Annotated in this window: 17 protein-coding genes; 4 read left to right on the top strand and 13 right to left on the bottom strand. The window is 63.0% G+C overall.

The window, feature by feature from the left end; genetic code table 11:
- The first annotated feature begins 66 nt into the window (after positions 1-66).
- Complete coding sequence (locus tag AABA48_RS16520; protein WP_286351360.1) at positions 67-549, top strand: DUF2062 domain-containing protein; 483 nt, start codon at positions 67-69, stop codon at positions 547-549.
- Between the two features lie 51 nt (positions 550-600).
- On the opposite strand, the gene AABA48_RS16515 is transcribed toward AABA48_RS16520, so the two are convergent.
- The gene (locus AABA48_RS16515; RefSeq protein ID WP_010941057.1) at positions 601-1,602 is read right to left on the bottom strand and encodes an inorganic phosphate transporter; all 1,002 of its coding nucleotides are present in this window, start codon (positions 1,600-1,602) and stop codon (positions 601-603) included.
- Entirely contained in the window at positions 1,595-2,212 is a 618-nt protein-coding gene (locus AABA48_RS16510) for a DUF47 domain-containing protein (protein ID WP_010941056.1), read from the bottom strand. Before AABA48_RS16510 ends, AABA48_RS16515 begins: the two co-directional genes overlap by 8 nt.
- A gap of 200 nt (positions 2,213-2,412) precedes the next feature.
- Here AABA48_RS16510 and AABA48_RS16505 point away from each other — a divergent pair, with 200 nt between their 5' ends.
- Both AABA48_RS16505 and radC read left to right on the top strand, forming a co-directional pair.
- On the top strand, positions 2,413-3,222 hold the full coding sequence (locus AABA48_RS16505; protein WP_286351359.1) for an undecaprenyl-diphosphate phosphatase: 810 nt from the start codon (positions 2,413-2,415) through the stop codon (positions 3,220-3,222).
- Between the two features lie 91 nt (positions 3,223-3,313).
- Entirely contained in the window at positions 3,314-4,003 is a 690-nt protein-coding gene (radC, locus tag AABA48_RS16500; RefSeq protein WP_286351358.1) for a RadC family protein, read from the top strand.
- Between the two features lie 37 nt (positions 4,004-4,040).
- On the opposite strand, the gene AABA48_RS16495 is transcribed toward radC, so the two are convergent.
- Positions 4,041-4,925 carry an NAD-dependent epimerase/dehydratase family protein gene (locus AABA48_RS16495; protein WP_286351357.1) on the bottom strand — a complete coding sequence of 295 codons (885 nt, stop codon included), beginning with the start codon at positions 4,923-4,925 and terminating at the stop codon, positions 4,041-4,043.
- Positions 4,926-5,105: 180 nt separating this feature from the next.
- On the opposite strand from AABA48_RS16495, the gene AABA48_RS16490 reads away from it, so the two are divergent.
- Entirely contained in the window at positions 5,106-5,582 is a 477-nt protein-coding gene (locus tag AABA48_RS16490; protein ID WP_286351356.1) for a ferritin-like domain-containing protein, read from the top strand.
- Between the two features lie 78 nt (positions 5,583-5,660).
- Here the strand turns inward: AABA48_RS16490 and AABA48_RS16485 are convergent, their stop codons facing one another.
- The 10 genes from AABA48_RS16485 to hypA all read right to left on the bottom strand — a co-directional run bounded on the left by AABA48_RS16485 (position 5,661) and on the right by hypA (position 13,312).
- Positions 5,661-6,089: an FKBP-type peptidyl-prolyl cis-trans isomerase gene (locus AABA48_RS16485; protein WP_286351355.1), complete on the bottom strand. Its 429-nt coding sequence runs from the start codon at positions 6,087-6,089 to the stop codon at positions 5,661-5,663.
- A 115-nt stretch (positions 6,090-6,204) separates the two neighbouring features.
- Positions 6,205-6,609, bottom strand: coding sequence for an OsmC family protein (locus AABA48_RS16480; protein ID WP_286351354.1), 405 nt, complete (start codon positions 6,607-6,609; stop codon positions 6,205-6,207).
- An 8-nt stretch (positions 6,610-6,617) separates the two neighbouring features.
- Positions 6,618-6,842, bottom strand: coding sequence for a hypothetical protein (locus tag AABA48_RS16475; protein ID WP_286351353.1), 225 nt, complete (start codon positions 6,840-6,842; stop codon positions 6,618-6,620).
- Entirely contained in the window at positions 6,839-7,750 is a 912-nt protein-coding gene (gene lipA, locus AABA48_RS16470) for a lipoyl synthase (protein ID WP_286351352.1), read from the bottom strand. The genes AABA48_RS16475 and lipA overlap by 4 nt, the downstream gene beginning before the upstream one ends.
- Positions 7,747-8,556: a lipoate--protein ligase family protein gene (locus AABA48_RS16465; RefSeq protein ID WP_350284122.1), complete on the bottom strand. Its 810-nt coding sequence runs from the start codon at positions 8,554-8,556 to the stop codon at positions 7,747-7,749. Before AABA48_RS16465 ends, lipA begins: the two co-directional genes overlap by 4 nt.
- Positions 8,556-10,001, bottom strand: a complete 1,446-nt coding sequence (gene gcvPB / locus AABA48_RS16460; RefSeq protein ID WP_286351350.1) for an aminomethyl-transferring glycine dehydrogenase subunit GcvPB — start codon at positions 9,999-10,001, stop codon at positions 8,556-8,558. Before gcvPB ends, AABA48_RS16465 begins: the two co-directional genes overlap by 1 nt.
- A complete protein-coding gene (gene gcvPA / locus AABA48_RS16455) occupies positions 9,992-11,338 on the bottom strand; it encodes an aminomethyl-transferring glycine dehydrogenase subunit GcvPA (RefSeq protein WP_286351349.1) in 1,347 nt (448 codons plus the stop codon). Before gcvPA ends, gcvPB begins: the two co-directional genes overlap by 10 nt.
- The gene (gene gcvH / locus AABA48_RS16450; protein ID WP_286351348.1) at positions 11,338-11,712 is read right to left on the bottom strand and encodes a glycine cleavage system protein GcvH; all 375 of its coding nucleotides are present in this window, start codon (positions 11,710-11,712) and stop codon (positions 11,338-11,340) included. Before gcvH ends, gcvPA begins: the two co-directional genes overlap by 1 nt.
- Before the next feature lie 55 nt (positions 11,713-11,767).
- A complete protein-coding gene (gene gcvT / locus AABA48_RS16445) occupies positions 11,768-12,856 on the bottom strand; it encodes a glycine cleavage system aminomethyltransferase GcvT (protein ID WP_286351347.1) in 1,089 nt (362 codons plus the stop codon).
- Between the two features lie 123 nt (positions 12,857-12,979).
- A complete protein-coding gene (gene hypA, locus AABA48_RS16440; RefSeq protein WP_286352492.1) occupies positions 12,980-13,312 on the bottom strand; it encodes a hydrogenase maturation nickel metallochaperone HypA in 333 nt (110 codons plus the stop codon).
- Between the last annotated feature and the right edge of the window lie 63 nt (positions 13,313-13,375).

Here is a 13,375-nt window from a genome sequence, read left to right as displayed (position 1 = left end):
GTCGGAAAGGAATTGACAAAGGAGGAAACGAAACCCTAGACTTGGCATTCCAGCCAGGGAGGTAGCGTGCTCAACAAGGAAAAATGGAAGAAAAACATCAAGGCGATCCTCTCGCTGGACAGCCATCCGGGGCACATTGCGGCGGGTTTCGCCGTGGGCGTCTTCATCAGCTTCACTCCGTTCTTCACCTTTCACACGCTGATGGCCATTGCCGCCGCATTCATCTTCAGGCTCAACAAGCTCACCTGCATCACCGGAGCCTGGGTGAACACGCCGCTGACGGTCGTTCCCGTACTGGCGATCAGTTACAAACTGGGGCGGGTCATGCGGGGGCTTCCCCCCGCAGAGCTCTCCTTTGACACACTCGACTGGCACGCCCTCAAACCCCACGCGACATCGCTCCTGCTGGGCACGTCGGTTATCGGCTTTGTGGCGGCGGTCGTCGCCTATGTCATCTGCTACTGGCTGGTGGTTCGCTTTCGTCGCAAGGATGAAACCCTGGCGACCCTGGCGGAGGAAATGGAAGAGGTGGGAGAAGAACTGGAGTAATTAGCCGGGGAAAGTGGAATGCAGAAGGGGCGACCATCCGGTCGCCCCTTTTTATTTGCCGAGGAACGGGTTCAAAACCATGTATGAAACATAGGACATGATCGCCGAAGCGGGGATGGTGAGGACCCAGGCCCAGAGGATGCGGTAGGCCACGTTCCAGTTCACGGCCGTGATCCGCTTGGAAAGCCCCACGCCGAGGATGGTGGAGGTTATGACGTGGGTAGTGCTGACCGGCATGCCGATAGAGGACGCCCCCAGGATGACGCCGGCCGAAGCGGTTTCGACGCAGAAGCCATGGACCGGCTGCAGTTTGACGAAATCCTTCCCCACGGTCTTGATGATCCGCCATCCGCCGGCCGCTGTGCCGAGGCCCATGGCCACGGCACAGGCAATCTTGACCCAGGTTGGAACATCGAAGGTGGTGAGGGTTCCATAACTCACCAGCGCCATGGTGATGACGCCCATGGACTTCTGGGCGTCGGCGGTGCCGTGGGAAAAGGCCATGAATGCGGCCGAAAGGACTTGCAGACGACGGAAGTGCTTGTTTATGGAGTGGGGCGAAGTGCTCTTGAAGCTCCAGAGCATTACCACCATGACGATGAACCCGAGGAGCGTTCCAATGACAGGGGAAAGGATGAGCGAGAGGATGATCTTTTTCAGCCCGCCCCAATGGAGGGCCGTCGTGCCGGCGTGGGCGATGACCGCGCCCATGATTCCGCCGATGATGGCGTGTGACGACGAAGAGGGAAGCCCGTAGTACCACGTGACGAGGTCCCAGATAATCGCACCCAAGACGCCGGCGAGCACCACCATCTGCGTCACGTTGCCGGCGTCCACGATCCCCTTGCCGATCGTGGCGGCCACCTTGGTTGAAATCATTGCTCCCGCAAAGTTGAGCACTGCCGCCATGACAATGGCCGACCGGACCGACAGTGCCCGAGTCGAAACGCAGGTGGCAATCGCATTGGCCGTGTCGTGAAATCCGTTGATGTAGTCGAACGCAAGTGCCGCCCCGATAACCAGGACGAGCATGATCAGCGTAGTGTCAAGCATTCTTCACCACCACGCTTTCGAGGATGTTGGCGGCATCTTCGCATTTGTCCGTGGCCCGCTCCAGGGTCTCGTAGATCTCCTTCCACTTGATGAGCTGGATCGGGTCCTTTTCCTCGTCGAAGAGGCGGCTGATGGCTTCGCGGCACACGCGGTCGGCCTCGTTCTCCAAGGCGTTCACCTCAACGCAATGCTCGGCGATGTGCTCGAACTTTTCGCCAAGGTGCGACACCGCTTTTTCGATGGCCAGACAGCCCTGGAGAATCAGAAAGGCCAGTTCCTTGGCCTCAGGGGTCGGCTTTTCCACGTTGTACATGATGAAACGCTGGGCCGAGGCGTCGATGAGATCGACAATGTCATCCAGGGCCGCGGCCAGGGCATAGATGTCCTCACGGTCGAAGGGGGTGACGAAGCTCTTGTTGAGCTTCTGGATGATGTCATGGGTGATGGCATCGCACGCGTGCTCCACATCCTTGATCTTCTTCTGGCTCGCCTGGGGGTCGTCATAGCTGTCGAGCATTTGCTTGAGGAGTTTCCCCCCCGTCACGATATTGGCCGCCATGTCCTTGAACATGGCAAAAAATTTCTCTTCCTTTGGAATGAGACCGAACATCTGCTACCTCCGCTGTTCCGGCGGGCGACCGTCGGGTTGAATTGCCAAACGGAAGAGACATACCACATTACACTCCTGATGCCTATGAAAAATATTACAACAGCGTTACCGTTCCATGAAAACGCAATCTTTGTTTTGACTTGATTTTCCAAGGGGTTTCATCTACGGTCTAGCGTCGGTAAAGGGGGGAAACACCATCCATGGACATCATGCACGCAGCGGTCCTCGGCATTCTGCAGGGGCTCACCGAAATACTTCCCATCAGTAGTTCCGCGCACCTCATCCTTGTCCCCTGGCTTCTGGGATGGCCTGAGTCGGGGCTCACCTTCGACGTGGGGCTCCACGTGGGGACCTTGATCGCACTCTGCGTCTATTTCCGCCGCGACATCGCGTACCTGTTGAGCGATGCCGTCACCGGCCTGCGGGAAGGCTTCGGGAGTCAGACATCCAGGCTTCCGTTTTACATCATAGCCGGCACCGTACCGGCGGCTATTGTGGGCAAGACCATGGAGGAGCCCATCGAGGCGTTTTTCCGGGAAAGCCACACTCTCATTGCCGTGCTCCTCATCGCCTTCGGCCTTCTCCTGGCGCTGGCCGACACCACCGGCCCCAAACGCTGGAGGATGGACCGGGTAGACCTGAGGGGAGCACTGTTGATCGGCCTGGCCCAGTGCCTCGCCCTGATCCCCGGCGTCTCCCGCTCGGGCATTACCATTACGGCGGCACTGTTCCTCGGCTTTACCCGCGATACGGCAGCCCGCTTCTCCTTTCTCCTGTCCCTTCCCATCGTGGCCGGAGCCGGCATCCTGAAAATGGGTGAACTGGCCCGCCACGGCATCCCTGCCGGAGAGCTGGCGCCCCTGCTGGCAGGCATGGCGACATCGGCCGTTTCGGGCTACCTGGGCGTGGCATTGCTCCTCAGGCTCGTCCAGCGCTACTCCCTCTACCCCTTCGTCTGGTACCGGCTCCTGGCGGGCGGGGCGATTCTCGCCTACCTTTTTGCCCGCTGACCCCGCTTCAATCTTTTAATTATTTTTATTTCATAGTAGAGTTTCCCTCCCGGCCCACGGTCGAGGAACAGTGCATCCAGGGAGGGACTGCATGGCAGGCGGCATCAAGGCGTGGCCCGAGGACGAGCGGCCACGGGAAAAGCTCTTGCGGCGGGGAGCTCCGGCCCTATCGGACGCGGAACTGCTGGCACTCATCATCCGGACCGGTGACTCGGTGACCGGACGGAGCGCCATCGACCTGGGGCGGGCGCTCCTTCAGGAGTGCGGCGACCTCCGCACTCTTGCCGGAGCCACCGTCAGCGAGCTCTGCGCGGTGAAGGGCATGGGGACGGCAAAGGCAACCTCCATCAAGGCAGCCCTGGAAATGGCCTCTCGCATCAATTCCGAGCGTCTCATGATCTGCAGCGAACGGTTCACCTCTCCCGAACAGGTCTACAATCACTACCACTATGCCTTCCGGGACCGGCGCAAGGAATACTTCATGGCCCTGCTGCTGGACGGAAAGAACCGGATCATGCGCGAGATCCAGGTTTCGGAAGGCTCCCTCAACCAGAGCATCGTTCATCCCCGCGAGGTATTCAACCCGGCCGTCCGGGAGTCCGCGGCCGCGGTCATCCTTGTCCACAACCACCCCACCGGTGATCCGGCCCCGAGCCGCGAAGACCTAGAAATCACCCGCCGCCTGCGGGAAGCGGGTGACATCATGGGCATCAGGGTCCTGGACCACATCATCATCGGTGACGGTCGCTTCACCAGCTTTGTCTCGGCTGGATTACTCTAGCCGTTGCGGCAAGGAAGAGCAGCTGTCCCGCGTGGGGTCAGCGATGCAGGAACGAGGCGATTCCCGCCTCGAAACGGCACGGCTCAAAGCCGAAGACGGAGGGCCAGGCATTCGAGCAGATATTTTCCTCAGTCAATAGGATGATCTGGTCCATGGTGAGGGGAAAGAAGGAAAATCCCTGCATGATCGGCACCACGAGCTTCAGCAGTCCCAGCGGCTGGGGAATCTTGACCACATGGCCCTTGCCGAGCACCCGGCCGATGGTGTCGAGGACCTCGTTGTAGGTGAGGCGGTCCGGGCCGCAGAGCTCATAGGTCTGTCCGACGGTTTCCGGCATGTCCAGGGCAAGGGCGAAACAGCGGGCCACATCGTCGACCGAAACCGGTTGGAGCCGGTAGGTGCCGTCGCCGACGACCGGCACGGCCGGAAACCTGCGGACGAATCCCGCCAGCATGTCCACAAAGGCGCCCTTGGGCCCGAAGATCAGGGATGGCCGAAAAATGGTCCAGTCGAGCTCCGACTGCCGCACGACCTCCTCCGCCCGCCACTTGGTGCGGTGATAGGCCGCGGTGGCGTCAGGGCGCGTGGCCAGCGCCGACATCTGGAGATGGCGCCGGATGCCCGCTGCCCTGGCGGCCTCCACCAGGTTGCGCGTGGCCTCCACGTGAAGCTTTTCGAAGGTTATCCCCTGAGCGGGAAACTCCCGGATAATCCCGACCAGGTTAACGATGACATCGCACCCCGCCATGGCCCCGGCAAAGGTATCCTGCCGCGTCACGTCGCCCTCAACCTGCTCGACCCCGGCCTCGACTCCCTCGCTCCGCCGGTGGACCAGGAGCCGGAGCGAGTGCCCCCGCTCCAGCAGCGCCCTCCGCACGTGCCCTCCCACAAAACCGGTTCCTCCGGTAACGAATATCTTCATGAGCGTTCCTCCGATCCGGAGCGTGACTGATGCTCCATTAAGGTGAAGTGTAGCGCATCCGCCGCCGATTGCCACACCTTCCACCGGCATGATCGCATACTGTATACAATCTGCTTGTCATCCTTAAAACGGTATGTTAATAACTTAGTATTTTCCAAGCAACCATAAGGAGAACCGGCCATGAGCGAACAGGGAGCGGTCTGCTACACATTCGAAGCCGCCGTTGAGATGGCGATTACCATGGAGGAAGAGGGATTCAGGCACTACCTTGACGCGATCCGCAGAGTGAAGAATAAGGGGGCCAAACAGATCCTCAAGGAAGCCGCCCTGGACGAATTGGAGCATAAACTGAGCCTGGAAAAGGCCCTGCTTGAGGGCCAGATGGAAGGGGCCGGCTCCATGGAACGACAAATTCCGACCATGAACCTTGGCTATGTACTGGCCAAAAAGGAGCTTTCCCCCGAGTCCGACGCACGGGAGGCCCTTGCTTACGCCATTCACCTGGAAAAAGGTGCCATCGACTTTTACCAGCGCATGGCCCAGGGATGTGTCGGCGCGCCCATGGCAAAGCTCTTCGACCGGCTGCTGGTGGACGAGACCAAGCACCTGCAGCAACTTGAGGATATGTACGAACAGCACTTCATGACCGAAAACTAGCGTAGAACGCCATCGAATTAAAAAGGGAAGAGGCCCTCGCCTCTTCCCTTTTTAATTCCGGATCATACCCAATCGCGATCAGGCGATCTCAAGCAGCTTGATTTCAAAGACCAGCTCACGGCCGGCCAGCGGGTGATTGGCGTCCAGCGTCACCATGTCGTCGGTCATGGCGGTCACCGTCACGTTGAAGACCTGGCCGTCATCCTGGGTAACCTCGTACTGCTGGCCGATGACCGGCTCGGCCCCTGCCGGCAGGTACTGGCGCTCCACCTCGGCCACAAGTTCGGGCATGCGCGCCCCATAGGCCTTGTCCTCGGGAATCGTCACGGTCTTCGTCTCGCCGGGGCTCATGCCGATCACCGCCTCCTCGAAACCCGGGATGACCTCGTCCTGGCCCACGGTGAACTTCAGGGGACCGCTTTCCTCAGACGAATCAAACAGCTCCCCCGTAGTGAGCGAGCCCGTATAGTGAACCGTGACGGTATCCCCTTGCTTTGCCTGTGCCATGTATCCGTTCCTTTCCTCGTGAGATGACAGCCGTTCGCAACTATACCAGCGGAAATCCCGTAAATCCATGCAATTCTGAAGTCAGTCGGGCAGTTGCGTGCGCCGGCCAGGTCGATCACGCAACCACGGTTCGGATGGCGAAATCGGGCGGGTCCGCCAGCGCCCTCTTGACCGAGCAGAGCTCCGCAGACTTGACCAGGGCGTTGCGATACTTTTCAGGGAAATCGGACGGCACCACGATCTCCATCTGAACCCGTGACAATCTCTTCCTGCCGTCTGCCGTGGCGGTAAACTCCATGGCCTGGCGCAGGGAGATATTCTCTGTGGCGATGCCGCGCTGCTGGCAGAAGGCGAGGACGTAAAAACCGGCGCAGGTGCCGATGGAAGCCACGAAATAATCGTAGGGAGACGGTGCCGTTCCCTCGCCCCCCGACTCGACCGGCTGGTCCGTGGGGATCATCATGCCGTCCAGTTCGGCGTTCACCTTTTTCCCGCCGGGAAAGGTAACGATCAGCTCCATATTACCTCCTATTTCCCAGCCTTGATCGCTTCGAGCCGCTCCTTGGCCCGGGCGGCCAGCTCCGATTGGGGATGCTTGGCCACGATCTCTTCGTAGAGTTTCGTCGCATGCTCCAGATTGTGCTGTTTTTCCTCGAACTGGGCCGTATCGTAGAGCTCCTGGGCCCCCTTGCCCGAACAGGCGGCAAGGGTGAGCATGGACACGATCATGGCCAGGGCGGCTAACTTCTTCATAGTGCGGACGCTCCTTCCTGATCCGGCCCGGGGCCGGATGCAACGGGTTGATAGGTACGTGCCTGGCCGGCATAACCGGCGGCGTGGTAGGAACTGCGGACATAGGGACCGCTCTCCACGTGGCGGAACCCCATCCCTTCGGCCAAGGCCTTCAGCCGGTCAAAGGTCTCGGGAGGGACGAACTCCCGCACGGGGTGGTGAAACCGGCTCGGAGCCAGGTACTGGCCGAGACTGAGGTAAGTGCAGTCGACCCGCCGCAGGTCGGCCATCACCGCCAGAACTTCCTCTTCCGTCTCACCCAGGCCGAGCATGAGCCCCGACTTGGTGGCACACCCCGGCGCCAGTTCGCGCAGGGTGCGGAGCACCGCCAGCGAACGGCCGTAGTCGGCGCCGGCACGAATGGCGTAGAGACGGGGAACGGTTTCCACATTGTGCCCGATGATCCGGGGCGCGGCAGCCGCGACATCCGCCAATGCCGTGCGGCTGCCGAGAAAATCGGGCACCAGAAGCTCCACGGCAGTTGCAGGCGCGGCACGACCGATGGCCGCCACGGTGGCGGCGTAGTGGCCGGCACCACCGTCGGGAAGGTCGTCCCGGGTAGGGCTCGTGATCACCACATGGGCCAGACTCAGACGGACAACGGCCTGGGCCACCCGCGCCGGCTCGTCCGGGTCGGGCGGCAGCGGCTCTCCCTTGGTGACGTTGCAGAAGGAGCAGAGGCGGGTGCACTCCGCGCCGAGAATCAGAAAGGTTGCCTGGCGTTCCCGGAAGCACTCGGTGATATTGGGGCAGCGCGCCTCCCGGCAGACCGTGTGGAGCCGCAACTCTCCCAGCAGCTCATCCATGGCGCCGTGGGCGGCAGGGTTGATTTTTTTCCGGAGCCATTCCGGCTTGCGGTGGATGTTCACCCGTTTTCTCCCCCGAAATTCCAGCCGTCGTTGCCGTAGCGCTCCCGGAGGAGCCGGTCAGCGGTCTCACGCTCCGCCGGTGAGAGTTCCGACGGAACCAGCGCCACACCGAGGACTGCGCTGAAGGAACGGGCCAGCAGCGCTCGCAGCCGGTCCACCCCGTCAGCCACCCCCAGGGCGGCCAGATCCGTGGTCCCCTCCCGGAGGCCCGCGGGCACCGACCGCAAAAAGGGGAGTGCCTCTCCCACGCCATCCGCCAGGGGGATGGAACCGTGCTGAAAAATGGCGTCCCGCAGCCGGCGCTGGGCGTTGCCGCCGATCTTCCTCCCGCGGATGACGATGTCGCTTTCTTCCCTGCCCGCAAAGCAGAGGGGAGTCCGCGCCCCGAGCCTCGCATCCCCGGCGGCGTCATCCGCGGCCCAGCACGCCGCCAGGCCCAGTTCCCCGTAGAAGCGGAGCAGAAAGCCGGTGAGCGCCCGGAACGACTCCTTCACCCCCCGAGCTCCGGCAATGTGCCGGGGGGCGCAGACCAGGGAATAGGTCAGCTCGGGGCCGTGATAGATGAGCCCGCCGCCGGTGATCCGACGGACCACTGGAATGCCGGCCCGGCGGCAGCGCTCCCGGTCGATCGCCTCGTCGGCCTTCTGGAAGCGCCCCACGGAAAAGGCCGGCGGCTCCCAGCCATAGAGGCGGAGCACCGGCGCTGCCCCCTGGTCGAAATGGCGGAGGAGCGCCTCGTCCACCGCCATGTTCCGCGGGCCGTCCAGGGGGCCGGTATCGATGAGGCGCCAGGCCGGCGGCTCCATCAGCACCCGAAGTAGCACACGTTCTGCTCGCGGGCTGCCCTGGTCTCGTCCGGACGGGTGATGGGCATGGTCCGCGGCAGTTCGGCAAAGGCGGCCGGATCCCTCTCCGCCAGATCGGCGGCATCGCGCATGGCCTCGATAAAGGCGTCCAGGGTCTCCTTGCTCTCGGTCTCGGTGGGCTCGATCATGATTGCCTCCTTGACGATGAGGGGGAAGTAGACCGTGGGGGGATGGAAGCCCCGGTCGATGAGAAACTTGGCGATATCAATGGCATGAACGCCGTTGCGCGCCTGCCGGGCCGCCGAAAAGACGCATTCGTGCATGCAGGTCTGGTCGTAGGGGAGGTCGTAGACGTCTTTCAACCGGGCCATGATGTAGTTGGCGTTCAGGACCGCCTGCTCGCTCACCTGGATGAGCCCTTCCCGGCCGAGCATGGTGATATAGGCAAAGGCCTTGGCCATGACCCCGAAGTTGCCGAAGAACCCCGCGGTGCGGCCGATGCTCTCGTGGGAATGGGGAATGACGGCATACTCGCCGTCGCTGTTCTTCACCACGCGCGGACCCGGCAGATAGGAGGCCAGCAGCTTCTTCACCCCCACGGGGCCACTCCCCGGCCCACCCCCGCCGTGGGGAGTGCCAAAGGTCTTGTGGAGATTCACGTGAATCACGTCGAAACCTACGTCGCCGGGCCGCACCTTGCCGAGGATGGCGTTCAGGTTGGCCCCGTCGTAGTACATGAGGGCATCGTGATCGTGGGCGATGTCGCAGATCTCCCGGATGTGGGGATTAAAGAGTCCCAGGGTGTTGGGGCAGGTCATCATGACCGCCGCCACCTCATCGGTCATGACCGCGCGGTATTTCTCCAGGTCCATGTCGCCGTAAGGGGCTGTGGGAACGGTGATAATCTCGTAGCCCACCATGGCGGCCGAGGCCGGGTTGGTGCCGTGGGAGGAGTCGGGGACCACCACGTATTTCTTCCGGTTTCCCTTTGCCTCATGGTAGGCGGCGATGAGCATGATGCCGGTCATCTCGCCGTGGGCGCCGGCCAGGGGCTGGCAGGTCACCTCGTCCATGCCGGTGATCTCGGCCAGGGCTTCGCCCAGGCCGTGCACGAGCTCCAGGCTCCCCTGGCTGAAGGATGCGCCGTGGGGCAGGAGCGGAACCATGGGGTGATAGGGGGCAAAGAGTTTTGCCGCCTCCTCCAGGGCCTTGGCATTGTACTTCATGGTGCAGGAGCCCAGCGGATAGAAGTGGGTATCCACCGAAAAATTGCGCCGCGACAGGGTGGTGAAGTGGCGCACCACGTCCAGTTCGCTCACCTGGGGCAGGGCCGGCGCCCCGTCCCGGGCAAGCGCCGCCGGAAGGGGAGGAGCCGGGGGAACGTCGCCGGCCGGGAGCCGGACTCCCCGGCGGCCGGTCACCGATTTTTCGAAGATCAGTTCCATAACGCACCCTCCAGTTGCCGGGCAAAGGTGTCGATTTCGGCCTTGGTCCGCTTTTCGGTCACCGTCACCACCATGCACTTCTCCATGTCCGGGTAGTAGGGACCCAGGGGCACCCCGGCCGCCACACCCTTGCGGAGCAGCGCCACGACCGCTTCCTCGGCCGCCTTGGGGAGGCAGACCGTGAACTCGTTGAAGGTGAAGCCGCTGTTCAGCACCTCCACCCCCGGCACGGCGCCGAGAACGGCTTTGGCATATTCGGCCTTGTCGCGGTTCAGGCGGGCGAGCTCCGCCATCCCCTCGCTCCCCAGGGCGGAGAGGAAGATGAGGCCGCGCAGGGCACAGAGGCTCTGGTTGCTGCAGATGTTGGAGGTGGCCTTGTGGCGCTTGATGTGCTGCTCCCGCGCCTGGAGGGTCAGGACGAAGCCGCGGGTGCCGTTCCGATCCACGGTCTCGCCGATGATGCGGCCCGGAAGGTTGCGGATGTGCTCGCGGCGGCCGGCGATGAACCCGAAGGATGGGCCGCCGAACGAGAGGGGGTTGCCGAGGCTCTGGCCGTCCCCCACCACGATGTCGGCCCCCATGCTGCCGGGGCTCCGAACGATGCCCAGTGAGATCGGGTAGACAGAGGCCACCAGGAGCGCGCCCACGCCGTGGGCCTCGGCCGCGAGACCGGAGAGGTCACTCAGGGTCCCGAAAAAATCGGGATTCTGGGCGATGACCGCGGCGGTTGCATCGTCGACGGCGGCCCGCAGACGGACATCATCCTCCATCCCGGCCTTGGGGGCGATCTCCACCAGTTCCACATCAAGGTTGGCCAGGTAGGTGGCGAGGATCTCCCTGTGGAACGGATTCACCGCACCATCGACCACCAGCCGGCTGCGCCCTGTGATCCGCAGCGCCATGAGGGCAGCCTCGGCCAGGGCCGTGCCGCCGTCGTAGAGGGAGGCATTGGCAACCTCCATGCCGGTCAGCCGACAGATGGCGGTCTGATACTCGAAGAGGGCCTGGAGCGTTCCCTGGGAACACTCGGGCTGGTAGGGGGTATAGGCGGTGTAGAATTCGGGACGGGACGCCAGATGGTCCACCACGGCCGGGATCAGGTGATCATGGAAGCCGCCCCCCACGAAGTGGACCAGGCCCTGAGCGTTCCTGCCCGCCAGGGTCTGGAGCCGGTGCAGCATCTCGAACTCCGACATCCCCGGCGGCAGATCGAAGGATTTCGCCCGCAGGGCGGGGGAAATCGGGCGGAAAAGGTCATCAATGTCGGCGACGCCGACAGCGTCCAGCATCCGGCGGACCTCCTCCGGCGAGTTGGGGCAGTAGTCGGCGCCGCTCATTATTCGAGGCCCTTCAGATACTCGTCGTACTGTTCGCGGGTCAGGAGACCGTTCAGTTCAGAGGTATCCCCCATCTCGATCCAGGCAATCCACCCCGCCTCCTCGGCGGCCTCGTTCACGATCTCGGGACGATCGTCAAGGGCTTCGTTCACCCGGGTCACCTTCCCCGAAACCGGGGCGTAGATGTCACTGGCCGCCTTCACCGACTCGATGGCCGCCAGCACCTCGAACTGCTTCACCTGCTTCCCGACCTGCGGCAGTTCCACGAAGGTAACGTCTCCCAGCTGGTGGGCGGCGTACTCGGTTATCCCCACGGCGGCCACGCCTTCCTTGACCTTGACCCACTCGTGCTCTTTGGTGAAATAGGTTTCCATGACTATTGCCTCCTTGTGGATGTATGACGAACTGAATGGATTATCTGCCGGCAAATCAGGCGCGCAGGGACCCTCCCCGGTAGAAGGGGGCGTCCACCACCGTCGCGTCCATGCTGACCCGCTCGTGCCGGATCGTGAGCGGGGCTCCGGGGACGGCCGTGCCGGGAGTCACATAGCCGAGGCCGATGCCGCAGCCGAGCATGGGGGAGAAGACACCGCTGGTGACGACGCCGACCTGCTCGCCCTGGAACAGAATCTCGTAGTCGTGTCGGGGAGAACGGCGGGAAGCGACCTGAAAGGCCACCCGGCGACGCATCACCCCTTCTGCCCGCCGGGCCAGGAGCGCATCCTTCCCCACAAAGGACTTGTCAAAGGACACAAAGGCCTCAAGCCCCGCCTCCAGGGGGGTGGTGGACTCGTCGATATCACTGCCGTAGAGGCTGTAGCCCACCTCCAGCCGGAGCACGTCCCGGGCGCCGAGGCCGGCGGGCCGGACGCGGGGATCGGCCAGCAGCCGTTGCCAGAGTTCCACCACTTGGTCCGACGGGAGGAATATCTCATAGCCGAGCTCACCGGTGTAACCGGTGCGGCTCACGATGGCATCGGCGCCGAGCACCCTGGTCCGGATGAATTTGAAATAGGGAATTGCCGCGACCTCCGGGCCGATCACCTCCACGAGTACTTCCCGGGAGAGGGGGCCCTGGAGATCCAGCTTGGCGGTTGCGGCAGAGATGTCCCGAAACCCGCCGCCGCCGAGACGGGCGGAGATGGCAGCGAAATCCTTGCCTATGGTGGCCGCGTTCACCACCACCATGGCCTCGTTCTGCGCCAGGCGGAAGACGATCAGATCGTCCATGATGCCGCCGTCCCCGTTCAGGAGGAAGCCGTAGCGGGACCGCCCCACCGGGATGGAGGCCACCGAAAACGTGAAGACGTCTTCCAGCCCGTCGGCGACGATATCGCCCGTGAAGAGGAACTCCCCCATGTGGCAGATGTCGAACAGGGCGGCCTTCTCCCGGCACCACCGGTGCTCGGCGATGATCCCTTCGTACTGTATCGGCATGTTCCAGCCGCCGAAGGGGGCCATGAGGGCGTTGAGGCGTTCGTGCTCGGTGCGCAACGGGGTACTCGCGAGGGTATCCATGGGGTTCTCCCGAAGGGGGGAATGGCTGTGGGCGGGACCACAACTGTAAATGATGACCAGGGGTTTGTAAACGATTTTACCGCAGGAAACCGGTGTTGCCACTGTGCCGGACGGACGGATCGTCTACTCGACCTCCAGCTCCTTTACCCGCAGCTCTTCACCGGCCACCACCCGCACCCCGTAGGCGCCGCAGGCGGGACAGGGGTCGAAGTAGGTCCGGACCGGGAACACGGTGGCGCAGTTGCCGCACTCTCCCCGGCCGGGCACCCGGTCGATGGAGAGCCGCGCGCCTTCGGCAAGGGTGCCGGCGGTACACGCTTCGAAGCAAAACTCCACCGCCTCGGGGACCACGCCGGACAGCTCGCCGATCTCCAGCACAACCGCAAGTATCCGCCGGCCTTCTGCACTTTTCTCGCATATCTCCACCACGTTCTGGGTTATGGACATTTCATGCACAGCCTCCACCCTCCTCGCGCTGCCCGTCTGCCGGGCGGTCTGGTCGTTCCGGCCGATCATAGC

The organism is Geobacter sp. 60473, from assembly GCF_036323535.1.
GTDB lineage: Bacteria > Desulfobacterota > Desulfuromonadia > Geobacterales > Geobacteraceae > Geobacter > Geobacter sulfurreducens.
The sequence above is the reverse complement of the archived record's forward strand: the minus strand, read 5'-3'. Positions and strand labels throughout refer to the sequence as shown.